Here is a 24,987-nt window from a genome sequence, read left to right on the forward strand (position 1 = left end):
CAAGCTACCTCATTGAATGGTGCGATGTAACTGCTGTGTCCGGCCGCTCAGGCGGTCTTGCCGAACAGAACAGGCAGTTGACGCGGCCCGCGCACCGTGCCTTCGGACCAGGTGACCTTGCCGGCCGGATCGAGCCGGAAATCCGGAATCCGCTTCAGCCATTCCTCAATCGCGACCTGCATCTCCATCCGCGCCAGATTGGAACCGACGCAGCGGTGAATGCCGAGGCCGAAGGCGGCGTGGCGATTCTCCTTGCGGTCGATCACCACCTTGTCCGCGTCGGGGAACATGGCGGGGTCGCGATTCGCCGCCGGGAAGGACAGCAGCACCATGTTGCCGGCCTTCACCGGGCAACCGGAGATCGTGGTCTCCTTCATCACCTCGCGCGCCATCGTCACCGGCGCATAGGCGCGCAGGAATTCCTCGATCGCGGTCGGGATCAGTGCCGGCTCCGCAATCAGCCGCTCGCGATCGGCCGGCGTCTTGGCGAGGTGCCAGAGCGAGGAGCCGATCGCGCTCCAGGTGGTGTCGATGCCGGCGATCAGGAGCAGCCGCAGCGAGCCGAGCACGTGCTCGTCGGTCAGCGGCTGGCCGCCGGGGCCCTTGGCCCGCAGCAGCTGCGAGATCAGGTCGTCGCCCGGCGCAAGCTTGCGCTGCTCGAGATGGGCCATGAAATAGCCGGTCATCTCGCGCACGCCGTTCATCAGCTCGTCTTCGTTTTTGATGCCGAGCTCGAGGATCTGGTGGATCCACTTGATGAAGAGGTCGCCGTCCTTCTCGGGGATGCCGAGCATGTGGGCGATGGCGCGCACCGGGATGTGCTTGGTGTAACGCGCCGCGGCGTCGCAATGGCCATCGGCGATGAATTCGTCGATCAGCTCGTTGCAGATCGCGCGCACCCGCGGCTCGAGCCGCGCCATCGCGTCCGGCGTGAACGGCGGCAGCAGCACCTGCTTGGCGGGCTTGTGCTCCGGCGGATCTGAGGTGATCGGCGGCGCGCGGGCGGTGATCTCGGGGCGGACGTCGCGCACGATGACGCGGCGCGAGGAGAAATGTTCGGTGTCGTAGGCGATTTCCTTCACCGCCTGATAGGTGGTCGGCATGTAGCAGCCGAGGAAACGCTCGGTATGCACGACCGGCGAGGCTGAGCGCAGCGTCTCCCAGATCGGGAACGGATCGTCGGTCCAGACCGGGTCGGTGTGGTCGAAATCATGGACCCAGTCGGTGACCGGGGGATGTTCGGGCAGATAGGTTGCGGACGGGGAATCGGACATCAGCTCGTTCCTTCTCGTTCGATCAAACGCTTGGGCTCAACGGGAGGCGCGCGGCCGCCCCGGCCGGCCGTCATTCCTCGGTGACTTCGATCGCGATTTCCGGGCAATTGGTCTGTGCGAGCCAAGCCTTGTCCTCGAGCCCGGCCGGAACGGTCCCGTCGCCGGCCTCATGGGCATTGCCGTATTCGTCGAGCTCAAACAGTTCGGGGGCGAGTGATTTGCAGCGGGCGTGACCCTGGCATTTGTCCTGGTCGACGCGGATTCTGAGCTTGGACATGCAAGCACTCTCCCTCGGCTCTGGCGCACCGCAGGGCGCGCCGGGTTCCTCACTTCATATTATGCAAGTTCTAGCTTGCTTGGGCGGCCGGCCTCTTAACCTGACCGCCAAGTTATAGCATATTACATTATCGTCGCGCTTGCGCGTCAAGCAAAAATTCAGCGATCATTGCCGCAATGGGACAAATCGTTCGTAAGCCGTTCAAAACCTACCACCATGGCGACCTTCGCGAAGCCCTGATTCAGGCCGCGTTGCGCGAGGTCGAGCTTGGTGGTCCCGAAGCGATCAGCATCAAGGCGCTGGCCAAGCAGCTCGGCGTCTCGCAGCCGGCGCCGTACCGGCATTTCGCCGACCGCGAGGCGCTGCTCGAGGCGGTGACCGCGGAAGCGTTCCGGCAGTTCAACGTGATCATGCGCGAGGCGATCGAGCAGCCGGGTAAGGGATCGAAACTGTCGCGGTTTGCCCAGGCCGCGCTGGCCTTCGGGCTCCAGCGCCACGGCATCTACCGGCTGATGTTCGCATCGCGCACCATGGCCTGCGCGCCTGTTGGCAGCGAGCTGCACACCGCGGCGATGGACACGCTGGCGCTGCTGATCGAGTCGTTCGAGGCGCCGGCCGTCGGGCTGTTGCGCGAGCGCCAGGCGCTGAAGATCTGGGCCGGGCTGCACGGTATCGTGATGCTCGCCGAGCAGGGCCTGCTCACCGGCGAGTCCGCCCAGATCAGCCGCGAGGAGCTGTTGGACGAGATCGTCGAGCAGACCAAGCACGCACTCACCGTCGCGCTCAAGGCGACGGAAGACAAGGCGTAGAGCATGATCCGGAAAAGTGCGAAGCGGTTTTCCGAGAAGATCATGCTCAAACAAAGAGCTAAAGCGCGATGATGATTCAACCCAATCTCATCGCGCTTTAGGCTGCTTTATCTCGGCGGCCGCGGATCGATCGGAGTGGTGCCGCGCACGCCCAGAACATCCTCCAGCACCTTCGCACCAGCCAGAAGCTGCGCCTCGGCGCGCGGTTTGGCGACCACCTGCAGGCCGACCGGCAGGCCCGACGCGGTGAAGCCGCAGGGCAGCGACAGCGCCGGGCAGCAGGCCAGCGTGATCGCATAGACGATGCCGAGCCATTCGACGTAATTATCGAACGTCTTGCCGTCGCATTCGGCGACATAGCGGTTCTCGACCGGGAATGGCGGCACGATGGTGGCCGGCGCCAGCAGCAGATCGTAGGTCTCGAAGAATTCGAGCGCACGCGCGGTCATCGCGACGCGCTGCGCCTCGGCGCGCTCGAGCTTCTCGACCGTGAGCTTGAGGCCTTCCTCGATGTTCCAGATCACCTCGGGCTTGAGCAGGTCGCGCTTGGTGCGCAGCAATTCGGCCTTGCTGATCGCGAAATCGAACGCGCGCAGCACGTGGAAGCATTCATGGGCCTCGCGCAAATCTGGATGCGCTTCCTCGACGATCGCGCCGGCTTCGGCAAAGCGCTCCGCCGCCTTGCGGGTCACCGCCTTGACCTCGGGATCAACAGGCGTGATGCCGAGATCGGGCGAATAGGCGATGCGCTTCGGCTTGCTGCCGGAGCGTGTCGCCGAGAGGAACGACGTCGGCAGCACGGGCAGCGACAACGGATCGGCGGCATGCTCGCCGCTCATTGCGTCGAGCAGCAGCGCGAGGTCTTCGACATTGCGCGCCATCGGTCCCTGCACGCCGAGCGTGCGGTCGACGCCGAATTTCGGTGTGTGCGCGACGCGGCCGATCGACGGCCGCAGGCCAACGATGCCGCAGAAGCTTGCGGGGTTGCGCAAGCTGCCGCCCATGTCGGAGCCGTGGGCGAGCCACGCAGTGCCGCTCGCCAGTGCCGCCGCGGCGCCGCCGGACGAGCCGGCGGCCGAGCGCGACGTGTCCCAGGGATTGCGCGTCGGGCCGAACACCTCGTTGAAGGTGTTGGCGCCGGCGCCGAATTCCGGCGTGTTCGACTTGGCGTAGATCACGCCGCCATTCTGTTCGAGGCGCTCGACCAGGATGTCGGACTTCGCCGGGATGTTGTCCTTGAAGATCGGCGAGCCAAGCGTGGTCAGCACGCCTGACACGGCAGTGAGATCCTTGATCGGAACGGGAAGGCCGGCGAGCAGGCCGCGCTCGCTGACCGGCTTCCGCATCAGGGCCTTGGCGTGGCTGCGGGCGCGATCGAAGCAGAGTGTGGGCAGGGCGTTGACCTTGCCGTCGACCTCGGCAATGCGCTTTTCCAGCACATCGAGCAGATCGAGCGGCGTGACGTCACCGGCCTTCAGTTTCCCGACGACGGCACACGCCGTTTCCTTCACCAAGCCCTGATCAGCCATGCACCGTTGCTCCTATGTGTTCTGTTTGCTTGTGCTGTAGAACATTTCCTGCCGTTGTGGCAATGCGACGAGAACCGAGGGGTTGGGAATGGCAGCGTTGTTTTCCGCGCTGGACTGGCGCGCGATGAGCCAGCAGGAGCGCGACGTCGGCCTGAACAACGGCGTCGCCGTCAAGGGCAGTGCCGAGATCGCCGCCGGCTGGGAGCAGCGCTCGGCGGCGCTACGGCAGCAGCATTCCAATCATCTCGATCTCAGATACGGCCCGCGTGAGCGCAACCGGATCGATTTCCTCAAGGCGCACGACGGTGCGCCGACGCTGCTGTTCATCCACGGCGGCTACTGGCAGACCCGTGCCAAGGAAGTGTTCACGATCTTCGCCGAGGGGCCGATGGCGCATGGCATCAATGTCGCGCTGATCGGCTACACGCTGGCGCCGGATGCGACGCTCGATGACATCGTCGCCGAGATTCACGCCGGGATCGATTTTCTTGCGCAGCAATTGCCGGGCCTCGGTGCCGCTGCCGATGGCATCGTGGTGTCGGGCTGGTCCGCGGGCGGGCATCTGACGTCGATGGCGCTGTCGAACCCCAACGTCCGGGCCGGCATGGCGATCTCAGGCATCTACGACCTCGAGCCGATCAGGCACTCCTATCTCAACGAGAAGCTCAAGCTCGACGAAGGCATGTCGCGGCGCAATTCGCCGATGATGCAGCAGGGCGGCACGGCAAAGCCGCTGTCGCTGGTGGGCGGCAGCGCCGAGCTGCCGCTGCTGCGCAGGCAGACCGCCGATTTCGCCGGCCATCGCGCCCGCTACGGCTTGCCGGTGACCTATGAAGAGATCCCGGGCGCCGATCATTTCTCGATCATGCACCAGATGCAGGCGCCGCAGGGCCGCATCACGACGCTAATCCGGCAATTGTTCGAGCGGACCGCGGGGTAACGCGTCATTGCGAGCGAAGCGAAGCAATCCATCGGTCCGCATATGAGGGACTATGGATTGCTTCGTCGCTGTCGCTCCTCGCAATGACGCGGAGAAGGACTAGCCCCACCCCGACGTAAACCCGCCATCTACCGTGTAAATTACGCCCGACGTATACCCGGCGCGGTCGGACGCCAAAAACGCCATCAGGTCGCCGATCTCGCGCGCATGCGCGGGACGGCCGAGCGGCATGCCTTTCTGGAATTCCTTGTAGCGGTTCTCGTCGCCGAACTGATGCTTGGCGCGGGTCTTGAGCAGGGTGACGTGGCGGTCGGTGCCGACAGGGCCGGGATTGATGCCGACCACGCGGATATTGTCTGCCAGGCTCTTGCCGCCGAGCGCGCGGGTGAACGCCATCAGTGCCGCATTGCCGGCGCTGCCGCAGATGTAGTTGGCGTCGAACTTCTCGCCGGCCGCGCCGATGTCGTTGACGATCACACCGCCGCCGCGCGCCTTCATCTGGGCATAGATCGCGCGCGTCAAATTGACATAGCCGAACACCTTGAGCTCCCATGCATGCCGCCAGGTCGCCTCGTCGATCTTGTCGATCGAGCCGCCCGGGATGTCACCGGCGTTGTTGATCAGGATGTCGATGTCGGCGGCCTCTTTTGCCAACCGCGCCAGGTCTTCCGATTTGCGCAGATCGACCACGCTGATCGCCGCATCGATCTGGTGCGCCGAGCGCAGCCGCTCGGCCAGCGCCTTGAGCTGGTCGCCGTTGCGGGCGGCGAGCAGCAGGTTGGCGCCTTCCTCGGCAAAGGCTTCGGCGGCGGCCGCGCCAATGCCCTTGGAGGCGCCGGTGATCAGGACACGTTTGCCGCGCAGATGCAGATCCATGGGATGTCTCGCTTGTTATGAGGAACGGATATCGGCGAATTTGGTGGGGCAGGGTCGCGCCGCGGTCAACACTGCACTGCAGCGTTGCGCTGGCGCGAAGTTTGGTCCATTGCAGGGCCGTCAGGATAGGCGGCATTGCCGGCCGGGCAAATCACAAGGGTGTTCTCGATGAGCAGCAAGAAGCAGTATCGGATTGCGGTCATTCCCGGCGACGGCATCGGCAAGGAAGTGATGCCGGAGGGCCTGCGCGTCATCGAGGCGGCGGCGAAAAAGCACGGCGTCGACGTGAAGTTCGACCATTTCGACTTCGCCTCCTACGACTATTACGAGAAGCACGGCGAGATGATGCCGGCCGACTGGAAGGCCAAGATCGGCAAGCATGACGCGATCTATTTCGGCGCGGTCGGCTGGCCCGCCAAGATCCCGGATCATATCTCGTTGTGGGGTTCGCTGATCAAATTCCGCCGCGAATTCGACCAGTACGTCAATCTGCGCCCGGTGCGGCTGATGCCCGGCGTGCCGTCGCCGCTGGCGAACCGCAAGCCCGGCGACATCGATTTCTGGGTGGTGCGCGAGAACACCGAGGGCGAGTATTCCTCGGTCGGCGGCCGCATGTTCCCGGACACCGACCGCGAGTTCGTGACGCAGCAGACGGTGATGACCCGCATCGGCGTCGACCGCATCCTGAAATTCGCGTTCGACCTGGCGCAGTCGCGGCCGAAGAAGCATCTGACCTCGGCGACCAAGTCGAACGGCATCTCCATCACGATGCCCTATTGGGACGAGCGCGTGGAGGCAATGGCCAAGAAGTATCCTGGTGTGAAGTGGGACAAGTACCACATCGACATCCTCACCGCGAACTTCGTGCTGCATCCGGACTGGTTCGACGTCGTGGTCGGCTCCAATCTGTTCGGGGACATCCTCTCCGATCTCGGCCCGGCCTGCACCGGCACGATCGGCATCGCGCCGTCGGGCAACATCAACCCGGAAGGCGACTTCCCGTCGGTGTTCGAGCCGGTGCACGGCTCGGCGCCGGATATTGCGGGGCAGGGCATTGCCAACCCGATCGGCATGATCTGGTCGGGTGCGATGATGCTGGAGCATCTCGGCGAGAAGCAGGCCGCTGACGCCATCGTCGGCGCGATCGAGCGCACGCTCGGCGAACGCACGCTGCGCACCCGCGATCTCGGCGGCAACGCCGACACCACGGCCTGCGGCAAGGCCGTTGCAGAGATGGTGGATTGAGCTGTGCTGTCAATCACGGGGTCGTCCTGGCGAAAGCCAGGACCCATTACCCCGAGTGCTTGTTGTCTTGATAGGTCTGACTACCGGCCTGCGCGATGACACAGGCCGGTGGTAATGGGTCCTGGATCGCGCTCGCTACGCTCGCTTGTCCAGGACGACGTCGATAATTATTACTTCACGATCCTGCGGCAATGCTCCCATGCCGCGTGGATCAGATTCTCGCTCGCCTCGGGCGTGCGGAAGGCGGAATGCGCCGACAGCGTCACGTTCGGGATTTTCGTCAGCGCATGGTCCTTCGGCAGCGGCTCGGTGTTGTAGACATCGAGGCCGGCGTGGCGGATGTGGCCCGAATTGAGCGCATCGATCATCGCCTGCTCGTCGACGATGGCGCCGCGGGCGGTGTTGATCAGCACCACGCCCTTCTTCATCTGCGCGATCTTGTCGCGCGTGATCATCCCGCGGGTCCCGTCGTTCAGCAAGAGATGGATCGAGATCACGTCGCTCTTTGCCAGCACTGTGTCGAGATCGACGAATTCGATGCCCGGATGGCTCTTGGGCGACCGGTTCCAGGCGATCACCTTCATGCCGCTGCCGAGCGCGATGCGCGCGACCTCGGCGGCGATGCCGCCGAAGCCGACCAGGCCGAGCGTCTTGCCGGTCAGCTGCATGCCGTCCTCGCGCAGCCAGTTGCCCGCGCGCATCTCGCGGTCCATCTGCGCGATCACGCGCGCCGACGACCACATCAGCGCGATCGCGGACTCCGCGACCGCCGTGTCGCCATAGCCCTTGATCAGGTGCACGGCGATGCCGAGCCCGGCGAGTTCCTCCGGGTTCATGTAGCTGCGCGCACCGGTGCCGAGGAACACGACGTGCTTCAGGCCGGCGCACTTCTTGGCAATGTCGGTCGGCAACGCGGTGTGATCGACCACCGCGATCTCGGCGCCGTCGAGCACCGCCGGATAGTCTTCCGGCTTGATGTCCGGGTTGCGGTTGATCCGCATCCTGGGATCGCCCGGTTTCTCCAGCCGCTCCGTGATCACCGCAAGCGATTCATTGGCGTCGACGAAAACTGCGCGCATGCGCACCTCCAGGTAAAGGGAATCAGAGGATCACGACGCGACGCCGGCGAGCGCCAGCACCGTGTGCATCAGGACGTTGGCGCCGGCGGCGCAATCGGTCTGCGTCGCGTCTTCCAGCTCGTTATGGCTGATGCCGTCCTTGCAGGGCACGAACACCATCGCCGCCGGCATCACCGTGTTGAGGTTGCAGGCGTCGTGGCCGGCGCCGGAGGTGATGCGGCGATGCGAATAGCCGAGCTGCTTGGCCGCGTTCTCCACGGCGTCGACCAGCTTCGGATCGAAATGCGTCGGCGCCTTGCGCCAGACCAGATCGAGCTGAACCTCGACCTTGCGCCGCGCGGCGATCTCGGCGACCGCGGCCCGCAGGTCGCGATCCAGCGCATCCATGATCGCGGCATCGGCGCTGCGGCAATCCACCGTGAAGGCGATCTCGCCGGGGATGACGTTGCGCGAGGGCGCAGCGATCACCGCCTCGCCGATGGTGCCAACCGCCTTCGGCCCATGCTTCCTGGCGATGCTTTCCATCGCCAGCACGATCTCCGACAGCGTCGCCAAGGCATCGCGGCGCAGCGGCATCGGGGTCGAGCCGGCATGGCTCTCGAAGCCGATGATCTTGCCGTCGTACCACAACACGCCCTGGCCGGAATCGACCACGCCGATGGTCTTGCCCTCGGCCTCCAGGATCGGGCCCTGCTCGATATGCAGCTCGACGAAGCTGGTGAATTTCTGGCGGCCGACTGGGGCATCGCCGCGATAACCAATCGAGTCGAGTGCTTGCCCGACAGTGACGCCTTCGGCGTCCTTGCGCGACAGGATGTCGTCGGTGGTGAAATCGCCGACATAGGCGGCCGAGGCCATCATCGCCGGCGCAAAGCGCGAGCCTTCCTCATTGGTCCAGTTGCAGATGCAGATCGGCAGCTCGGTCTCGATGCCGGCATCGTTGAGCGTGCGCACCAGTTCGAGCCCGGCCAGCGTGCCGAGTATGCCGTCATATTTGCCGCCGGTCGGCTGGGTGTCGAGATGCGAGCCGACGCCGATCGGCGGCTTCGACATGTCCCGTCCTTTCCTCAACCCGAACATCGAGCCGAGCGCATCGACCTGCACCTCGAGGCCGGCGTTCTCGCACGCCTTGCGGAACCAGTCGCGCACCTGCTTGTCCTCGGCGCTCAGGGTCAGGCGCCGCACGCCGCCCTTCTGTGTTGCACCGAACTGCGCGGTTTCGTGGATGCTGCCCCAGAGGCGGGCGGAATCGATCTGCAGGTTGGTCGCGGCTCGGCTCATGTCGTCGGTCCATTCTTATTTCGTCATTCCGGGTCCGAAGGACCAGACCCGGAATCTCGAGATTCTCAGATGTGCAATAGCACATCTTAGTTCGATGCTGACGCATCGCCCCGGAATGACGTTTGATTATCCGGCACTCGTTCAATGACGCGCCGCTTCCACCGCGTCAACCGCCACGCTCGCCTGCGCGATCTGCCTGGCGAGATGAGCGACGCGCTCGATCGCGACCGCATCGGGGGAGGCGAGCCAGCTTGCGGTGAAGGTGAGGGGCGGCAGCTTGAGGTCGGTATCGAGCAGTTGCAACCGCCCGTCGGCAAGCTCGTTCTCGACGATCGCCGATGGAATCACCGCAATGCCAAGGCCTTCATTGGCCATATGGATCACGGTCGCGAGCGAGGTCGAGGCATGCAGGCGGATCGGCGGCAGATCGGGTGCGTTGAACAGCGCGCGCACGGTCTCATAGGGCTGGGTCTTGCGCGGAAAGGTGATGATCGGAAATCGCGCCAGATCCCGCCGCGCCACGGGGCCGTCGCCGAGGCCGAGCGACGGGCTCGCCAGGAAGCCGATCGGGTAATCGCACAGCACATGGTTGTGCACGCCGGAGGCCGAGACCGGTCCGAGCACGAAGGCGAGCTCGATCTCCTGCGCCAGCAGCCGCGGGGTCAGGTTCGGCGTGATGTCGACCTCGATCTCCAGCGACAGGTTTGGGTAGATCTCGTTGACGCTTTTGACCAGCCGCGGCAGCCAGGTGTGCACGATGGTCTCCGCGACACCGAGCCGCAGCGCGCCGCGCATCGCTGAACGGTCGCCGACCTCGGCCATCATCTCCGAGCGCAGGCCGATCAGCTTCTCGGCATAGGTCATCATCAGCCGGCCGCTCGGCGTCGGCGAGGCCACGCGATGATCGCGGTTCAACAGCTTGACGCCCATCTCGCGCTCGAGCTGGGCAATGCGCTGGGAGATCGCCGGCTGGGTGGTGTTGAGCCGCTGGGCGGCGCCGCGGAAGCTGCCGAGCTTGACGACCCAGAGGAAGGTTTCGATCGAGCGGAAGTCCGTCATTGGAAGCATATCCTCGATCGATAAATTCCATTTATCGATTTTGATTAGAAAGGACGATTAGACATTATATCACGCTTGGTGTTGGTTTGTCCTTGTCGAGATTATGGGCAGGAGCCTCCCATGACTGTTTTTGCGGCAGTGCAGCGATCTCAGGGTGAAGCGGCGCTCGCGAGCGTCGAGGCGCGGCGCGCCTGCCGTGACGGCGTGGCCTCGGCCACCACAGCCGGTCTCGCCAACGGGTTCGTCCAGGGCAATCTCGCGATCCTGCCGGAGAAGCTCGCCGGCGCCTTCCACCGGTTCTGCCAGCTCAATCCGAAACCGTGCCCGATCATCGGCATGTCCGATGTCGGCGATGTCAGGATCCCTGCGCTCGGCCTCGACCTCGACATTCGCACCGACGTGCCGCGCTACCGGGTCTGGCGCGACGGCGAGGTGGCCGACGAGCCGACCGACATCACAAAATACTGGCGCGACGATCTCGTCACCTTCGTGCTCGGCTGCTCGTACTCGTTCGAAGAGGCGCTGCTCGATGAGGGACTGCCGATCCGTCACATCGAACGCAATCTGCGTGTTCCAATGTACCGCACCAACATCGCCTGCAGCCCGTCGGGGCCGTTCGCCGGACCCATGGTGGTGTCGATGCGCCCGTTCAAGCCGGCAGATGCGATCCGCGCGGTGCAGATCACCTCGCGCTTCCCGTCGGTGCATGGCGCGCCGGTCCATCTCGGCCATCCGCATGCGATCGGCATCAAGGATATCGCCAGGCCCGACTATGGCGATGCGGTGCCGGTGGCCGACGACGAGATCCCGGTGTTCTGGGCCTGCGGCGTGACCCCGCAATCGGTGATCGCAAGTGCGAAGCTGCCGTTCGCGATCACGCATTCGCCGGGCCTGATGCTGGTGACCGACCTCAGGAACAAGCAGCTCGCTGTGCTCTGAATAGGCAATTCGTGCAATTCATTGAGGCTTTACTGCGCGCTACAAGCATCACATCGATAAGAACAAAGCTGACCAAGGGGAATTTCGAATGACGATCTCTCGCCGTAACGTATTGCTTGGCGCCTCCGCCGCCGCGCTGGCACCGATCGTGGCCCGCGCGCAAACCTCCGAAGTCGTCATTGGCATCATCTATCCGTTCTCCGGCGGCAGCGCGCAGCAGGGCGTCGATGCGCAGAAGGCCTATGAGACCGCGCTCGACGTCATCAACAAGGACCATGATTTCGACCTGCCGCTCGCCAAGGGCGCGGGCCTGCCGGGCCTCGGCGGCGCCAAGATCCGTCTCGTGTTTGCCGACCACCAGGCCGATCCGCAGAAGGGCCGTGCCGAAGCCGAGCGCCTGATCACGCAGGAGAAGGTCTGCGCCGTGATCGGCACCTATCAGAGCGCGGTCGCGGTCACCGTCAGCCAGATCTGCGAACGCTACGGCGTCCCGTTCCTCTCGGCCGACAATTCCTCGCCGAGCCTGCATCGCCGCGGCTTGAAGTTCTATTTCCGTGCGGCCCCGCATGACGAGATGTACTCGGCCGCGATGTTCGATTTCTACGATGCGATGAAGAAGAAGGGCACCAAGATCGAGACGCTGTCGCTGTTCCACGAGGATACCATCTTCGGCACCGACTCCGGCAACGCCCAGACCAAGATCGCCGGCGAACGCGGCTACAAGATCGTCGCCGATATCAAGTACCGCGCCAATTCGCCGTCGCTGTCGGCCGAGGTGCAGCAGCTGAAAACCGCGAATGCAGACGTGCTGATGCCGTCGAGCTATACGACGGACGGCATCCTGCTGGTCAAGACCATGGCCGAACTCGGCTACAAGCCGAATGCGATCGTCGCGCAGGATGCGGGTTTTTCCGAGAAGGCGCTGTATGACGCGGTCGGCGACAAGCTGGAAGGCGTGATCTCGCGCGGCACCTTCTCGCTCGACCTCGCCACCAAGCGTCCGATGGTCGGCAAGCTCAACGCCATGTTCAAGGAACGTTCGGGCAAGGACTTCAACGATCTCACCTCGCGCCAGTTCATGGGCCTGATCGTGATGGCCGACGCCATCAACCGCGCCAAGTCGACCGATGGCGAGAAGATCCGCGAGGCGCTGGTCGCGACCGACATTCCGGGCGAGCAGACCATCATGCCCTGGAAGCGGGTCAAGTTCGACGACATGGGCCAGAACAACGACGCCGATCCGGTGCTGCTGCAATATGTCGGCGGCAAGTTTGTCACCATCTTCCCGCCGCAGGCCGCGATCGCCGACGCGGTCTGGCCGATGAAATAGGCCGGGATGGCGCAAGGGGCGGGGGGAGCAAGCACTGTGACAGCGAAAGAGATCATTCAGCGCACCGCGCATTTCGTCATTGCGAGGAGCGAAGCGGCGGCGCAACGCAGTCTTGCTCGCGGGGCGATGGCTTGCTCCGCTTCGCCGGGAACGGCACGTCATGGCATGGCAGGCGTCGCGAGGCTCCAGCCGTGACCGCCCAAGCCATTATCCAGAGTCTGGCGAGCGGCCTCCTGATGGGGCTGCTCTACGGACTGATCGCCGCCGGCCTCGCCTTGATCTTCGGGCTGATGGACGTCGTGAATTTCGCGCACGGCGAATTCCTGATGATCGCGATGTACGCGACCTTCTTCCTGTTCGCGTTCTTTGCGATCGACCCGTTGCTGTCGGCGCCGCTGGTTGCCGCCGCCTTGTTCGTGTTCGGCGCGGTAGTCTATCTCCTGATCGTCCGCTTCGCCGTGCGGGCAAAGGCCAATGCCGGCATGGTGCAGATCTTCTCGACCTTCGGCCTTGCCATCGTGATGCGGGGTCTGGCGCAGTTCTTCTTCACGCCCGATTATCGCAGCGTCACGCACTCCTGGCTCGGCGGCAAGACGATCTCGGTTGCCGGCATCTACCTGCCCGTGCCGCAATTGGTCGGCGCGCTGGTCTCGATCGCGGCCTTCGTTGCGCTCTACTTCTTCATCAACCGCACCGATTTCGGCCGTGCGCTGGAAGCGACGCGCGAGGATGCCGGGGCGGTGGCCCTGGTCGGCATCGACAAGAACCGCGTGTTCGCGCTGGGCTGGGGCCTTGGTGCGGCGCTGGTCGGGCTTGCCGGCGCGATCATGGCGACCTTCTTCTACATCTATCCCGACGTCGGCGCCTCCTTTGCCCTGATCGCCTATGTCACGGTGGCGCTCGGCGGCTTCGGCAGTGTATTCGGCGCCTTCGCCGGCGGCATCATCGTCGGCCTGGTGGAGGCGAGCACCGCGCTGATCCTGCCGCCGTCGCTGAAATCGGTCGGCATCTACGCCGTCTATCTTCTGGTCGTCTTCATCCGCCCGCGTGGCCTGTTCGGATCGATGTGATGGACACCCACTTCGCCCAACGCCGCAGGCGTGACCTGATCGTGGCGCTTTGCCTGGCTGTGATCGCCGCGCTGGTGCCGCTGTTCGTCAAGGACGTTTACGTCCAGAACATCATGGTGCTGACCCTGATGTATGCGGCGCTGTCGCAGAGCTGGAACATATTGTCCGGCTATTGCGGGCAGATCTCGCTCGGCCATGCGCTGTATTTCGGGCTTGGTGCCTATACCACCGCGCTGCTGTTCACCAAGTTCGGCGTGTTGCCGTGGTTCGGCATGCTGGCGGGCGGTGTGATCTCCGCCTTGATCGCGATGGCGCTCGGCTATCCCTGCTTCCGGCTGCGCGGGCATTATTTCGTGATCGCGACCATCGTGATCGCCGAGATCGCGCTGTTGTTGATCCAGAACTGGGATTGGGCAGGTGCCGCGCTCGGCATCACGATTCCGATGCGCGGCGACAGCTGGCTGAAATTCCAGTTCGCCCGATCCAAGCTGCCATATTTCTACTTCGCGCTGGCGCTTGCCTGCGTCGCCTGGCTCGTCACCTGGTGGCTGGAGGACTCCAAATGGGGCTATTGGTGGCGCGCGGTAAAGGACAATCCCGATGCCGCCGAAAGCCTCGGCGTGGTCGTGTTCAATTCCAAGATGGGCGCGGCGGCGGTCTCGGCATTCCTGGTCGCGGTCGGCGGCAGCTTCTACGCCCAGTTCGTCTCCTATATCGATCCTGAAAGCGTGATGGGCTTCCAGTTCTCGCTGCTGATGGCACTGCCCGCGGTGCTTGGCGGCATCGGCACGCTGTGGGGGCCGGTGCTCGGCGCTGTCATCCTGATCCCGCTCACCGAGTTGACGCGCTCGTTCGTCGGCGGTTCGGGGCGGGGCGTCGACCTGATCGTCTACGGCACGCTGATCGTCTTGATCTCGCTGGCGCTGCCGCGCGGTCTGGTCAGCGTGTTCGGCAAGGTCCCTTGGCGCAAGGAGGCCGCGCGATGACGGCACTGTTGGAAACCCGCGGCGTCTGGCAGCGCTTCGGCGGCCTCGTCGCCAACAGCGATGTCTCGATCTCGGTCGGGCGCGGCGAGATCGTCGGCCTGATTGGCCCAAACGGCGCCGGCAAGTCGACGCTGTTCAATCTGATCGCGGGCGTACTGCCGCCGACCCAAGGTTCGATCATCTTCGACGGCGAGGACGTCACCCGGCTGCCGGCGGCGGAACGCTGCCAGCGCGGCGTTGGACGCACCTTCCAGGTGGTCAAGAGCTTCGAGACCATGACCGTGATCGACAACGTCATCGTCGGCGCGCTGATCCGCAACACGAAGATGCGTGTTGCGCGGCAGAAAGCCTACGAGGTGCTGGAGTTCTGCGGCCTTGCGGCGCGCGCCGAAAAGCTTGCCGCCGACCTCGTGCCATCCGAGAAGCGCCGGCTCGAGGTCGCGCGTGCGCTGGCGACCGAACCGAAACTGCTGTTGCTCGACGAAGTCCTGACCGGTCTGACGCCGGTCGAGGCGCAGACTGGCGTCGAGCTCGTGCGGAAGGTGCGCGCCACCGGCGTCACTGTGCTGATGGTCGAGCATGTGATGGAAATCGTGATGCCGCTGGTCGATCGCGCCATCGTGCTCAATCTCGGCAAGGTGCTCGTCGAGGGCAAGCCCGCCGAGGTCGTCCGCAATCCAGAGGTCATTTCTGCCTATCTCGGGGGTCGTCATGCTGTCGGTGCGTGAAGTCACCACCGCCTATCAGGGCCTGGTCGCGATCTCCTCCGTGTCGATCGACGTCACCAAGGGTGAGATCGTCTGCGTCGCCGGCGCCAACGGTGCGGGCAAGTCGACGTTGCTCAAATCGATCGCCGGTGCGGAGCGGCCGCGCGCAGGGACCGTCACCTTCGACGGCAAGCGCATCGACGGCCAGCCGCAGCACGTCATCACGTCGAGCGGCATCGCCTTCGTGCCGGAAAACCGCCGGCTGTTTCCGCGGCTCTCGGTGCACGACAATCTGCGGCTCGGCAGCTACCTCTATCGCAGCGAGGCCAATCGCGACGCGCCGCTCGATCTGGTGTTCCAGCTGTTCCCGCGGCTCGCCGAGCGGCTCGACCAGCGCGCCGAGACTTTGTCCGGCGGCGAGCAGCAGATGCTCGCGATCGGCCGGGCGCTGATGACGCGGCCGCGGCTTCTGATGCTCGACGAGCCGTCGCAGGGCATCATGCCGAAGCTGGTCGACGAGATCTTCCAGGCCGTGAAGCGCATCCGCGACGCCGGCATGACGGTTCTGATCGTCGAGCAGCGGATGGCCGAGTGTCTGGAGATCGCCGACCGCGCCTACATCCTGCAGACCGGCCGCGTGCTGATGGAGGGCACCGCCGCCGAGATCAGCGGCAATCCCGACGTGCGCAAGGCGTATCTGGGGCTGTAGCGGCAGTGTGCGCGGCGAGAAGCCGCCCCGAATGAGCGACTTGTCCGCCGTAGCTCGAAAAGCAAAGGCGGAGGCGACATCCGGGAAATGTCCCGCATATCGCTGCGCTTATGCGGGCCACGATCGAGCTAGCCCGTGCAGGCCTACAACCTACTTGAGGACCTCGACCTTGGCCGCGAGGTCCGGCACACGGGTGACGCGGTAGGTTGCGTTGCTGCAGGTCAGGGTCCAGGCCTCGTTGTCGGGCTTGGAGAGCTTGTCGTCCCGTTCGGCCTTGAGCGGCTTGTCGCAGGCATAGCCCTGCGCGCGCAGCTGGACCGCAAGCAGGTCCTCCAAGGTCTCCTCGGCCTGCGCAGTGGATCCCACCAAGCCGCCGACGAACAGAGCCGCGAATGCCAAGCCTGTGAACTTCGTCATGACTGTCCTCCGCATGTCTCACCTCTGCTATGTCTAGTCCGTAAATCCTACAGCTGTTGCAGTGACGCGCCTCTATCCATGAGGGTGAGGGGCGTTCCATTGTATTCGATCCGTTCGAAGCTCTTCCAGCCCAGCCGCGCGTACATCGCTTCGCTGTGCGGGGTGAACAAGTACAGCCGGTCGAATCCCAGTTTGGCGCATTCATCGATGGCGCGCAGACTCAATGCGGACGCAATTCCCTGTCCGCGATGTTCGCTGGGGACGTATACCGAGGACAGCCACGGCGTCAGATGCTTGTGGGTGATGCTCGCCGCTAGGATGCCGGCCGATCCCAACGGCGTTCCGTCCTCGCTCAATGCAACAATCGCCATCGGCAGCGCGTCTTTCTGGAGCGATCGACGGAGCCTCTCGGTTCGATCTTCGAGCGTGGCCGCCGGCGTGAGGTAGCCGAATTGCGTGTGCTGCCATGCCGCGATCGTTGGCACGAGTGCGGGATGGTCAGCCAGATATTTGATCGTTGCTTTCGGTTGTCCGATCAATTGTTCAATCATGCCCATGTTCCGGCAGCGTCAGCCCGAACACTTTGGTCAAATCCTTGACCTGTTCCGGTGACAGATACCGCGGGTTCAGCCCGCGCAGCAGCAGATAGAGCTTTGCGGTTTCTTCCAGCTCCTCGGTTGCGAACACCGCCGCTTCCAGCGTGTCGCCCGACACGACCGGGCCGTGATTGGCGAGCAGCACCGATGAATATTTCCCGGCCAGCCCCCTGATCGCGTCGGCAACGGCGGGATCGCCGGGGCGATAATAGGGCACCAGCGCGGTCTGGCCGCATTTCATCACGTAATAGGCCGTCATCGCCGGCAGCGCGGCGCGCGGGTCGATCTCGGGCAGCATCGAGAGTGCGACCGAATGGGTCGAGTGCAGGTGCACCACGGCGCCGGCGCTCGCGCGGGTCTGGTAGAGCGCGGTGTGCAGCGGCACTTCCTTGGTCGGGGCATCGCCGGAGACCAGCCGGCCGTTGCCGTCGAGCCGCGACATTTTCGCCGGATCGAGGAAGCCGAGCGAGGCGTTGGTCGGTGTGACCAGCCAGCCGCCGTCGTCGAGCCGGACGCTGATATTGCCCGAGGAGCCCGGCGTCAGCCCGCGCTCGAACAGCGAGCGGCCGAAGCGGCAAATGTCCTCACGAAGCTTTGTCTCGCTCATCCGGTTTCGCCCGTTCCGGCTCGCTCATGGCGCCATCCGTTTTCCGCTTTGTCTCATGCTTTGGCAGCGCGGCCAAGCCGTGATAGCAAGCAGCAACGAGCATGATCCGGAAAACCGCAATCATGCTCAAACAAGTAAAAATTTGAGGATCGCCGCATGTCCAGTTCCGCAACACCACGTGTCGCCGTCATCGGGCTGGGGTCGATGGGATACGGCATGGCGACCTCGCTCAGGCGGGCCGGTCTCGCCGTGACCGGCTGCGACGTCTCGGCCGATGCCGTCGCGCGCTTCGTGGCCGATGGCGGCAAGGGCGCCGGCTCGCCGGCCGAGGCGGCCAAGGATGCCGATATCGTCGTCAGCGTCGTCGTCAATGCGGCGCAGACCGAGGCCATCCTGTTCGGCAAGGGCGGCGCTGCCGAGACCATGGTCAGGGATGCGGTCTTCATCTCCTCGGCGACCATGGACCCCGATATCGCGCGTCGGCTGGCAAAACAGCTCGAGGCGACCGGCCGGCACTATCTCGATGCCCCGATCTCCGGCGGCGCGCAGCGCGCGGCGCAGGGCGAGCTCACAATTCTGGCCTCGGGCAGCGCGGCCGCGTTCGCGAAGGCGCGACCGGCGCTGGATGCGATGGCGGCAAAGCTCTACGAGCTCGGCGATGCGGCTGGCCAGGGCGCCGCGTTCAAGATGATCAACCAGCTGCTGGCCGGCGTGCATATCGCGGCCGCCTCGGAGGCGATCGCCTTTGCCGCCAAGCAGGGCCTCGACATCCGCAAGGTCTATGAAGTGATCACGGCCTCCGCCGGCAATTCCTGGATGTTCGAGAACCGCATCCCGCATGTGCTCGACGGCGATTATGCGCCGCGCAGCGCGGTGGAGATTTTTGTCAAAGACCTCGGCATCATCCAGGACATGGCGCGCACTGCGCGCTTCCCGGTGCCGGTCTCGGCCGCGGCCTTGCAGATGTTTTTGATGACATCGGCCGCCGGCATGGGCCGCGACGACGATGCGTCGGTGGCGCGGATGTATGCGCAAGTCACCGGTACCAAGCTTCCCGGCGCGAAATAACAGGAGTTTGCAATGCCCCGTTTTGCCGCCAACCTCACCATGATGTTCAACGAGGTCCCGTTCCTCGACCGCTTCGAGGCGGCGGCGAAAGCGGGCTTCACCGCGGTCGAGTTCCTGTTTCCTTATGACCATCCGGCCGAGGAGGTCGGCAAACGGCTGAAGGCCGCCGGGCTGACGCAGGCGCTGTTCAACCTGCCGCCGGGCGACTGGGCCGCCGGCGAAAAGGGATTTGCCGCGCTGCCGGATCGCTTCGCCGATCTGCAGCAGAGCCTGAAGACCGCGCTGCCCTATGCAGCGGCGACCGGCGTCAAGCGGGTGCATCTGATGGCCGGCATCGCCGACCGCAGCGATGCCAGGGCGGTCGCGGCGTTCCGCAAATCGGTCGCATACGCGGCCGAGTTCTTCGCGCCGCACGGCCTCGACGTCGTGATCGAACCGATCAATCCGCGCAACGTGCCCGGCTACTTCCTCAACGATTTCATCTTCGCGCGCGACCTGATCAACGAGCTTGGTCTTGCGAACCTGAAGCTGCAGTTCGATATCTATCACTGCCAGATCATCCATGGCGACGTCACGATGCGGCTGCGCGAGATGATGCCTGTCATCGGCCACATCCAGATCGCCTCGATCCCCTCGCGCAACGAGCCCGACGGCGAGGAGCTGAACTATCCGTTCCTGTTCGACGAGCTCGACCGGCTCGGCTATGGCGGCTTCGTCGGCTGCGAATACAATCCGCGGGGCAAGACCACCAACGGCCTCGCCTGGTTCAAGCCCTACGCCGGAGTGAAGCCGTGACATCAGCAACGAAACTGTCGCTTGGCTGTGTCGCCGACGACTACACCGGCGCCTCCGACCTCGCCAACACGCTGACCCGTGCGGGTCTCCGCACGGTGCAGACCATCGGTGTGCCCGCCGACGATCTGGCGCTGCCCGAGGTCGACGCCGTCGTGGTGTCGCTGAAGAGCCGCTCGATCGAGGCCGGCCTCGCCGTGACGCGCTCGCGCGCGGCGGAGAGCTGGCTGCGCGGCCGCGGCGCTTCCCACATCCTGTTCAAGATCTGCTCGACCTTCGATTCCACCGATGCAGGAAATATCGGCCCGGTGATGGACGCGCTGCGCGCCGATTCCTCTGACAGCATCGTGCTGGTGACGCCGGCGTTCCCGGAGACCGGCCGCACCGTCTACCAGGGCAATCTGTTCGTAGGCTCCGTGCCGCTGAACGAGAGCCCGCTGAAGGATCACCCGCTCAACCCGATGCATGATTCCAATCTGGTGCGTGTGCTGGCGCGGCAGAGCAAGATCAAGGTCGGCCTGGTCGATCTGGCGACGCTGAGCCGCGGCACCGACGCCGTGCGCGGCAGGCTGGCCGAGCTCGCGCGCGGCGGCATCGGCGCTGCCATCGTCGACGCGGTGTTCGATCGCGACCTCGAGACCATCGGGCAGGTGGCGCTTGATCACCGCCTGTCGGTCGGCGCCTCCGGCATCGGGCTTGGCCTGGCGCGGGCGCTGGTCGCGGCGGGCAAGGCCAAATCGGACGCCGCGACTGCGATGCCTGAGAGCGCGATCGGCGGCCCGGCCGCCTGTCTCGCCGGCAGCTGCTCGCAGGCGACCCTGCGCCAGATCGCCAACGCCGAGAAGGTGATGCCGGTGCTGCACCTCGACCCCGAGCGGGTGATCGCTGGACGGGAGGAGGCGCAGCGCGCGCTCGCCTGGGCGAGAGACCGGTTCGGGCCCGGGCCGATCCTGATTGCCAGCAGCTCGACCCCGGAGGAGGTGGCAGCTCTGCAATCCCGTCATGGCCGCGATGCAGCCGGACATGCCATCGAGCAGGCGATGGCCGATATCGCGGAGGGGTTGGTGCAGTCGGGTGTGCGCAGGCTGGTGGTCGCCGGTGGTGAAACTTCGGGCGCCGTGGTCGACCGGCTGCGCATCCCGGGATTCCTGGTCGGTGCGGAAATCGCTGCAGGCGTGCCGGTTCTGCGCGCCGTCGGCGCCGGAAATGGCGAGATGGTGCTTGCCTTGAAATCGGGCAATTTCGGCGGGCCGGAGTTCTTCTCGGATGCGCTGGCATTGATGCCCTGAGGCGCGGAACGCGCGGCGCATCAATGCGGTGGCGGGCGTCTCCGTAGTTCAACGGGGAACCAAATTAACCCTGCCGAAGGAGGGGGGCTGGCTTTGATATCCGCGGCGTCCCGCAGCGCCCCCAGCCATTCGATCGGGCCTCGCGAGCCCGATATCCAAGAGACCTCACGATGTTCGCCAAATTCTCGATCCGCGCCAAGATCATTGCCGTGGTTGCGTTCCTGCTTGTCGCGATAACGGGAATGGGCTTGCTCGCGGTCAAGAACATGCGGGCGATCAATGCCAACACCGTCGACATCATGACGAGCTGGCTGCCGAGCGTACGGGCGCTCGGTGACCTGCGCGCCGGCGTCATCACCTACCGCAACGTGATCCGCGAGCACATGCTGGCCGAGACGCTGGAGGAGAAGCTGGTTGCGGAAAAGACCCTGGCAACCGTGGTCGAAGCCAACACGAAGGTCCGTGCGGTCTATGAACCGCTGATCACGTCCCCCGAGGAGCGGGCGCTTTACAATCAGTGGGTCGATAGCTGGACGCGCTACAAGAAGGGCACCGAGCAGGTGATGGAATTGTCGCGCAAGGAAGCCGGCAAGATCCCGCACGAGGCCCATGAGCTGAATGCCAAGACGGTGAACAAGATCGGCCTCGAGGCGGACGAGATCCTGCGCAAGGACATCGACCTCAACAACACCGGTGCCGACAAGGCGGCGCAGGACGCGGCCAGCAGCTACGATTGGGGCTTCACGCTGCTTGCAATGATCCTCGGTGCCGCCATCATCGTCGGCGTCGGCGTCAGCTTCCTGATGATCCGCGACGTGTCGGCCGGCATCGCCTCGATCGTGAGTCCGATGCAGACGCTGGGCCGCGGCGACCTCACCGCCGTCGTGCCGCATCAGGGCGAGAAGACCGAGATCGGCGCCATGGCCGATACGCTGCAGGTGTTCAAGGAAGCCCTGGTCGCCAAGAAGGCGGCCGATGAAGCCGCTTCTGCCGATGCCGAAGCCAAGATCGAGCGCGGCCGCCGGGTCGACACCATCACCCGCAATTTCGAACAGATGATCGGCGAGATCGTGCAGACCGTGTCGTCGGCTTCGACCCAGCTCGAAGCCTCGGCGGGCACGCTGTCGTCGACCGCGCGGCGTTCGCAGGAATTGACCACCTCGGTTGCCGCGGCATCCGAGGAGGCCTCGACCAATGTGCAGTCGGTGGCATCCGCAACCGAAGAGCTGTCGTCGTCGGTGACCGAGATCAGCCGTCAGGTGCAGGAATCGGCGCGGATGGCCGGTGACGCCGTCGGTCAGGCGCGCACCACCAATGATCGCGTCAGCGAGCTGTCGAAGGCCGCCGCGCGCATCGGCGACGTCGTCGAACTGATCAACACCATCGCCGGCCAGACCAACCTCCTTGCGCTGAACGCCACCATCGAGGCGGCGCGCGCCGGCGATGCCGGCCGCGGCTTCGCGGTGGTGGCTTCCGAAGTGAAGGCGCTGGCCGAGCAGACCGCAAAGGCGACTGGCGAGATCGGCCAGCAGATCGCCGGCATCCAGGCCGCGACCCAGGAGTCGGTCGGCGCGATCAAGGAAATTTCGTCGACGATCGAGCGGCTGTCGGAGATCTCGTCCACCATTGCCGCCGCAGTCGAACAGCAGGGCGCGGCGACGCAGGAGATTTCCCGCAACGTGCAGCAGGCGGCGCAGGGCACCCAGCAGGTCTCGGCCAACATCACCGACGTGCAGCACGGCGCCGGCGAAACCGGCTCGGCCTCAAGTCAGGTGCTGTCGGCGGCGCAATCGCTGTCCGGCGACAGCAGCCGTCTCAAGCTCGAGGTCGGCAAGTTCCTCGACGCCGTCCGCGCGGCCTGACGTCGACCGAAACCTCTGACCATCGGAAAATGCCCGGCTCCCAGGCCGCGCATTTTTCTTTGCGTATGCAGCGCTCCGTAGTTCCACTGAAGCGTGATTAACGAACCGTAGTTTCACGCGCGGTAACTTGCCACAGCGCGACGCGGCCACCCGCACAGAATCGCGAAATCCATTCCAAACGAGGCACCGGATGATGTTCCTGGCGAGATTCCGCATTCTCACGAAGATACTGGCGATTGTGTGCGGTCTCTCCATCATCGCCGGTACGCTCGCCTATCTCGGCATTGCTTCGCTGAAGTCGCTCAGTGAGCGCGGCGTGGTCACGGCGCGCGCCGCGAACCGTGCGTTGCTTTCGGCGCACGCCAACCAGAGCGTGCTTACGATCAATCGCGCCGAATTCCGCAGCGCGCTCGATCCGCGCGACGAGAACCGGGTCGCGGCGCGATCCGTGATCGACGAGCAGCTCAAATTGCTCGAGGAGCGCCTGGTCGAGATCAGCAAGACGCAGGATCCGCAGACCATCGCGCTGCTGCCCGGCGTGCGTTCGGCGCAGTCGGCCTACCAGGCCCAGCTGAAGCAGACGCTCGATGCGGTCGATAGTGCCAGGGCTTCCGACCTGACGCAGTCCGCCGAGAAGCTGCGTGACGCCGCGATGAAGAGCCGCGCGGCCGCGGAGGAGCTGCAGGCCAGGGTCCGGGCGGTGGCCGACCGCCAGGATCAGCGCGTCAGGGAAAACATGAAGGCCAACGAGCAGGAATATACCTCGACCTCGGAGCTGCTGATCCTGCTTGCCGCTTCAGGCGTCCTGTTCGGCCTGCTGTTCGGCTTCATCGTCGGGCAATACGGTGTCGCGAAGCCGATCCGTGCTGTCGTCGAGACATTGCAGCGGCTTGCGAGCGGCAATTACGACATTCCGGTGCACGGCACCGACCGCCGCGACGAGGTCGGCGACGTCGCCAAGACCGCGCTCGTCTTCAAGGACAACGGCCTTGCCAAGGTCCGGATGGAGCGCGAGCAGAAGGACATGGAGGCGCGCGCCGCCGCGCAGCGCCGTAGCGACATGCTCCAGCTGGCCGACGGCTTTGAGCGCACGGTCGGCGAGATCGTCGAGACCGTCGCATCCGCCTCGACCGAGCTCGAGGCGTCGGCGACCACGCTGACCTCGACCGCCGAACGCTCGCAAAATCTCGCGACGTCCGTCGCCGCTGCCTCGGAGGAGGCGACCACCAACGTCCAGTCGGTGGCGTCGGCAACCGAAGAGCTGTCATCCTCGGTCCACGAGATCAGCCGGCAGGTGCAGGAGTCTGCCCGGATGGCGGGCGATGCGGTCGGCCAGGCCCGTGCGACCAATGACCGGGTCGGGGAGTTGTCGAAGGCTGCCGCCCGGATCGGGGACGTGGTCGAGCTGATCAACACCATCGCCGGCCAGACCAACCTTCTGGCGCTGAATGCGACCATCGAGGCGGCGCGCGCCGGCGAGGCCGGACGTGGTTTCGCGGTGGTGGCTTCCGAAGTGAAGGCGCTGGCCGAGCAAACCGCGAAGGCGACCGGCGAGATCGGCCAGCAGATTTCCGGCATTCAGGCCGCGACCGAGGACTCCGTGAACGCGATCCGCGCGATCGGCTCGACCATCGAACGGCTGTCGGAAATCTCGTCCGCCATCGCCGCAGCTGTCGAGGAGCAGGGCGCGGCGACCCAGGAAATCTCCCGCAACGTGCAGCAGGCGGCGCAGGGCACCCAGCAGGTCTCGGCCAACATCACCGACGTGCAGCACGGCGCCAACGAAACCGGCTCGGCGTCGACCCAGGTGCTGTCGGCGGCGCAGACGCTGTCGGGCGACAGCAGCCGTCTCAAGCTCGAGGTCGGCAAGTTCCTCGACGCCGTCCGCGCCGCCTGATCCGGCGCCGCCCGTCGGGCCGGGCTTGCCGGCATCGTCTCCGGGCAACCGACACCAGCGTGGTGGACTGACCGGCTCACCACGCTTTGCATTTTCGCAGAGCAGCGATGCGTTAGCATCCGACGGCCGAAACGGCGTGCTCGGCCGGCTCGCATTTGCAGCAGAGCCGTCTCTTTTTGGCGATGATCGCGCGTGCGACCGGCGGCACTGCGTCCGGCATGGTCGATCGGAGGACGCGGCTTCACGCGCTATGCCGAGGAAGTGAAAGCCGCTGCGGCTCCGCGGGTTGGCGTTTTGCCCGCCATCGGGTAAATCGGCCGCTATCGGAACGGCTTTTGCAATGCCGATT

At 65.0% G+C, this 24,987-nt stretch carries 24 protein-coding genes; 14 read left to right on the top strand and 10 right to left on the bottom strand.

Going from position 1 to position 24,987, the window contains the following annotated elements; genetic code table 11:
• Positions 1–47 precede the first annotated feature (47 nt).
• A complete protein-coding gene (locus G6P99_RS15625; RefSeq protein WP_029078046.1) occupies positions 48–1,274 on the bottom strand; it encodes a cytochrome P450 in 1,227 nt (408 codons plus the stop codon).
• Between the two features lie 70 nt (positions 1,275–1,344).
• The gene (locus G6P99_RS15630; RefSeq protein ID WP_029078045.1) at positions 1,345–1,551 is read right to left on the bottom strand and encodes a ferredoxin; all 207 of its coding nucleotides are present in this window, start codon (positions 1,549–1,551) and stop codon (positions 1,345–1,347) included.
• 176 nt (positions 1,552–1,727) lie between these two features.
• Here G6P99_RS15630 and G6P99_RS15635 point away from each other — a divergent pair, with 176 nt between their 5' ends.
• The gene (locus G6P99_RS15635; RefSeq protein WP_029078044.1) at positions 1,728–2,360 is read left to right on the top strand and encodes a TetR/AcrR family transcriptional regulator; all 633 of its coding nucleotides are present in this window, start codon (positions 1,728–1,730) and stop codon (positions 2,358–2,360) included.
• Positions 2,361–2,467: 107 nt separating this feature from the next.
• On the opposite strand, the gene G6P99_RS15640 is transcribed toward G6P99_RS15635, so the two are convergent.
• Positions 2,468–3,889, bottom strand: a complete 1,422-nt coding sequence (locus tag G6P99_RS15640) for an amidase (RefSeq protein ID WP_029078043.1) — start codon at positions 3,887–3,889, stop codon at positions 2,468–2,470.
• A gap of 88 nt (positions 3,890–3,977) precedes the next feature.
• Here G6P99_RS15640 and G6P99_RS15645 point away from each other — a divergent pair, with 88 nt between their 5' ends.
• Positions 3,978–4,829 (top strand): alpha/beta hydrolase, encoded by an 852-nt coding sequence (locus G6P99_RS15645; RefSeq protein ID WP_029078042.1) that lies wholly within the window; start codon positions 3,978–3,980, stop codon positions 4,827–4,829.
• A gap of 99 nt (positions 4,830–4,928) precedes the next feature.
• On the opposite strand, the gene G6P99_RS15650 is transcribed toward G6P99_RS15645, so the two are convergent.
• Positions 4,929–5,705 carry an SDR family oxidoreductase gene (locus G6P99_RS15650; RefSeq protein ID WP_029078041.1) on the bottom strand — a complete coding sequence of 259 codons (777 nt, stop codon included), beginning with the start codon at positions 5,703–5,705 and terminating at the stop codon, positions 4,929–4,931.
• Positions 5,706–5,873: 168 nt separating this feature from the next.
• Here G6P99_RS15650 and G6P99_RS15655 point away from each other — a divergent pair, with 168 nt between their 5' ends.
• Positions 5,874–6,950 (top strand): tartrate dehydrogenase, encoded by a 1,077-nt coding sequence (locus tag G6P99_RS15655; protein WP_029078040.1) that lies wholly within the window; start codon positions 5,874–5,876, stop codon positions 6,948–6,950.
• 170 nt (positions 6,951–7,120) lie between these two features.
• Here the strand turns inward: G6P99_RS15655 and G6P99_RS15660 are convergent, their stop codons facing one another.
• From G6P99_RS15660 to G6P99_RS15670, 3 genes are all read right to left on the bottom strand, one after another.
• On the bottom strand, positions 7,121–8,029 hold the full coding sequence (locus G6P99_RS15660) for an NAD(P)-dependent oxidoreductase (RefSeq protein ID WP_029078039.1): 909 nt from the start codon (positions 8,027–8,029) through the stop codon (positions 7,121–7,123).
• A gap of 30 nt (positions 8,030–8,059) precedes the next feature.
• On the bottom strand, positions 8,060–9,310 hold the full coding sequence (locus G6P99_RS15665) for a Zn-dependent hydrolase (protein WP_029078038.1): 1,251 nt from the start codon (positions 9,308–9,310) through the stop codon (positions 8,060–8,062).
• Positions 9,311–9,451: 141 nt separating this feature from the next.
• A complete protein-coding gene (locus tag G6P99_RS15670; RefSeq protein WP_029078037.1) occupies positions 9,452–10,369 on the bottom strand; it encodes a LysR family transcriptional regulator in 918 nt (305 codons plus the stop codon).
• 120 nt (positions 10,370–10,489) lie between these two features.
• Between G6P99_RS15670 and G6P99_RS15675 the strand changes: the two genes are divergently transcribed.
• The 6 genes from G6P99_RS15675 to G6P99_RS15700 all read left to right on the top strand — a co-directional run bounded on the left by G6P99_RS15675 (position 10,490) and on the right by G6P99_RS15700 (position 16,110).
• Positions 10,490–11,308 carry a putative hydro-lyase gene (locus tag G6P99_RS15675; protein ID WP_029078036.1) on the top strand — a complete coding sequence of 273 codons (819 nt, stop codon included), beginning with the start codon at positions 10,490–10,492 and terminating at the stop codon, positions 11,306–11,308.
• A gap of 88 nt (positions 11,309–11,396) precedes the next feature.
• Complete coding sequence (locus G6P99_RS15680; RefSeq protein WP_029078035.1) at positions 11,397–12,638, top strand: ABC transporter substrate-binding protein; 1,242 nt, start codon at positions 11,397–11,399, stop codon at positions 12,636–12,638.
• Between the two features lie 236 nt (positions 12,639–12,874).
• Positions 12,875–13,708 carry a branched-chain amino acid ABC transporter permease gene (locus G6P99_RS15685; RefSeq protein ID WP_234584006.1) on the top strand — a complete coding sequence of 278 codons (834 nt, stop codon included), beginning with the start codon at positions 12,875–12,877 and terminating at the stop codon, positions 13,706–13,708.
• Positions 13,708–14,694 (top strand): branched-chain amino acid ABC transporter permease, encoded by a 987-nt coding sequence (locus G6P99_RS15690; RefSeq protein WP_029078032.1) that lies wholly within the window; start codon positions 13,708–13,710, stop codon positions 14,692–14,694. Before G6P99_RS15685 ends, G6P99_RS15690 begins: the two co-directional genes overlap by 1 nt.
• Positions 14,691–15,422 carry an ABC transporter ATP-binding protein gene (locus G6P99_RS15695; RefSeq protein WP_029078031.1) on the top strand — a complete coding sequence of 244 codons (732 nt, stop codon included), beginning with the start codon at positions 14,691–14,693 and terminating at the stop codon, positions 15,420–15,422. The genes G6P99_RS15690 and G6P99_RS15695 overlap by 4 nt, the downstream gene beginning before the upstream one ends.
• Entirely contained in the window at positions 15,406–16,110 is a 705-nt protein-coding gene (locus G6P99_RS15700) for an ABC transporter ATP-binding protein (protein WP_029078030.1), read from the top strand. Before G6P99_RS15695 ends, G6P99_RS15700 begins: the two co-directional genes overlap by 17 nt.
• 150 nt (positions 16,111–16,260) lie before the next feature.
• Here G6P99_RS15700 and G6P99_RS15705 read toward each other — a convergent pair whose 3' ends face one another.
• From G6P99_RS15705 to G6P99_RS15715, 3 genes are read right to left on the bottom strand one after another with little or no spacing between them, the layout of a single operon-like run.
• Positions 16,261–16,527: a hypothetical protein gene (locus tag G6P99_RS15705; protein WP_029078029.1), complete on the bottom strand. Its 267-nt coding sequence runs from the start codon at positions 16,525–16,527 to the stop codon at positions 16,261–16,263.
• 47 nt (positions 16,528–16,574) lie between these two features.
• The gene (locus G6P99_RS15710) at positions 16,575–17,078 is read right to left on the bottom strand and encodes a GNAT family N-acetyltransferase (protein WP_051345956.1); all 504 of its coding nucleotides are present in this window, start codon (positions 17,076–17,078) and stop codon (positions 16,575–16,577) included.
• Positions 17,071–17,730, bottom strand: a complete 660-nt coding sequence (locus G6P99_RS15715) for an aldolase (protein WP_029078027.1) — start codon at positions 17,728–17,730, stop codon at positions 17,071–17,073. Before G6P99_RS15715 ends, G6P99_RS15710 begins: the two co-directional genes overlap by 8 nt.
• A gap of 156 nt (positions 17,731–17,886) precedes the next feature.
• On the opposite strand from G6P99_RS15715, the gene ltnD reads away from it, so the two are divergent.
• The 5 genes from ltnD to G6P99_RS15740 all read left to right on the top strand — a co-directional run bounded on the left by ltnD (position 17,887) and on the right by G6P99_RS15740 (position 24,638).
• A complete protein-coding gene (gene ltnD / locus G6P99_RS15720; RefSeq protein ID WP_029078026.1) occupies positions 17,887–18,798 on the top strand; it encodes an L-threonate dehydrogenase in 912 nt (303 codons plus the stop codon).
• Positions 18,799–18,810: 12 nt separating this feature from the next.
• Positions 18,811–19,593 (top strand): 2-oxo-tetronate isomerase, encoded by a 783-nt coding sequence (otnI, locus tag G6P99_RS15725; protein ID WP_029078025.1) that lies wholly within the window; start codon positions 18,811–18,813, stop codon positions 19,591–19,593.
• On the top strand, positions 19,590–20,879 hold the full coding sequence (otnK, locus tag G6P99_RS15730; RefSeq protein ID WP_165128689.1) for a 3-oxo-tetronate kinase: 1,290 nt from the start codon (positions 19,590–19,592) through the stop codon (positions 20,877–20,879). The genes otnI and otnK overlap by 4 nt, the downstream gene beginning before the upstream one ends.
• Positions 20,880–21,049: 170 nt before the next feature.
• Entirely contained in the window at positions 21,050–22,741 is a 1,692-nt protein-coding gene (locus tag G6P99_RS15735) for a methyl-accepting chemotaxis protein (protein ID WP_029078023.1), read from the top strand.
• Positions 22,742–22,931: 190 nt separating this feature from the next.
• Positions 22,932–24,638 carry a methyl-accepting chemotaxis protein gene (locus G6P99_RS15740; RefSeq protein WP_165128691.1) on the top strand — a complete coding sequence of 569 codons (1,707 nt, stop codon included), beginning with the start codon at positions 22,932–22,934 and terminating at the stop codon, positions 24,636–24,638.
• The last annotated feature ends 349 nt before the right edge of the window (positions 24,639–24,987 follow it).

It is taken from the genome of Bradyrhizobium sp. 6(2017) (genome assembly GCF_011058295.2).
In the GTDB taxonomy this organism is placed as follows: domain Bacteria; phylum Pseudomonadota; class Alphaproteobacteria; order Rhizobiales; family Xanthobacteraceae; genus Bradyrhizobium; species Bradyrhizobium septentrionale.

Coding starts and splice junctions, on each gene's coding strand:
- G6P99_RS15625 (WP_029078046.1), bottom strand. CDS start 1,274: ATGTCCGATTCCCCGTCCGCAACCTATCTGCCCGAACATCCCCCGGTC.
- G6P99_RS15630 (WP_029078045.1), bottom strand. CDS start 1,551: ATGTCCAAGCTCAGAATCCGCGTCGACCAGGACAAATGCCAGGGTCAC.
- G6P99_RS15635 (WP_029078044.1), top strand. CDS start 1,728: ATGGGACAAATCGTTCGTAAGCCGTTCAAAACCTACCACCATGGCGAC.
- G6P99_RS15640 (WP_029078043.1), bottom strand. CDS start 3,889: ATGGCTGATCAGGGCTTGGTGAAGGAAACGGCGTGTGCCGTCGTCGGG.
- G6P99_RS15645 (WP_029078042.1), top strand. CDS start 3,978: ATGGCAGCGTTGTTTTCCGCGCTGGACTGGCGCGCGATGAGCCAGCAG.
- G6P99_RS15650 (WP_029078041.1), bottom strand. CDS start 5,705: ATGGATCTGCATCTGCGCGGCAAACGTGTCCTGATCACCGGCGCCTCC.
- G6P99_RS15655 (WP_029078040.1), top strand. CDS start 5,874: ATGAGCAGCAAGAAGCAGTATCGGATTGCGGTCATTCCCGGCGACGGC.
- G6P99_RS15660 (WP_029078039.1), bottom strand. CDS start 8,029: ATGCGCGCAGTTTTCGTCGACGCCAATGAATCGCTTGCGGTGATCACG.
- G6P99_RS15665 (WP_029078038.1), bottom strand. CDS start 9,310: ATGAGCCGAGCCGCGACCAACCTGCAGATCGATTCCGCCCGCCTCTGG.
- G6P99_RS15670 (WP_029078037.1), bottom strand. CDS start 10,369: ATGACGGACTTCCGCTCGATCGAAACCTTCCTCTGGGTCGTCAAGCTC.
- G6P99_RS15675 (WP_029078036.1), top strand. CDS start 10,490: ATGACTGTTTTTGCGGCAGTGCAGCGATCTCAGGGTGAAGCGGCGCTC.
- G6P99_RS15680 (WP_029078035.1), top strand. CDS start 11,397: ATGACGATCTCTCGCCGTAACGTATTGCTTGGCGCCTCCGCCGCCGCG.
- G6P99_RS15685 (WP_234584006.1), top strand. CDS start 12,875: ATGGGGCTGCTCTACGGACTGATCGCCGCCGGCCTCGCCTTGATCTTC.
- G6P99_RS15690 (WP_029078032.1), top strand. CDS start 13,708: ATGGACACCCACTTCGCCCAACGCCGCAGGCGTGACCTGATCGTGGCG.
- G6P99_RS15695 (WP_029078031.1), top strand. CDS start 14,691: ATGACGGCACTGTTGGAAACCCGCGGCGTCTGGCAGCGCTTCGGCGGC.
- G6P99_RS15700 (WP_029078030.1), top strand. CDS start 15,406: ATGCTGTCGGTGCGTGAAGTCACCACCGCCTATCAGGGCCTGGTCGCG.
- G6P99_RS15705 (WP_029078029.1), bottom strand. CDS start 16,527: ATGACGAAGTTCACAGGCTTGGCATTCGCGGCTCTGTTCGTCGGCGGC.
- G6P99_RS15710 (WP_051345956.1), bottom strand. CDS start 17,078: ATGATTGAACAATTGATCGGACAACCGAAAGCAACGATCAAATATCTG.
- G6P99_RS15715 (WP_029078027.1), bottom strand. CDS start 17,730: ATGAGCGAGACAAAGCTTCGTGAGGACATTTGCCGCTTCGGCCGCTCG.
- ltnD (WP_029078026.1), top strand. CDS start 17,887: ATGTCCAGTTCCGCAACACCACGTGTCGCCGTCATCGGGCTGGGGTCG.
- otnI (WP_029078025.1), top strand. CDS start 18,811: ATGCCCCGTTTTGCCGCCAACCTCACCATGATGTTCAACGAGGTCCCG.
- G6P99_RS15735 (WP_029078023.1), top strand. CDS start 21,050: ATGTTCGCCAAATTCTCGATCCGCGCCAAGATCATTGCCGTGGTTGCG.
- G6P99_RS15740 (WP_165128691.1), top strand. CDS start 22,932: ATGATGTTCCTGGCGAGATTCCGCATTCTCACGAAGATACTGGCGATT.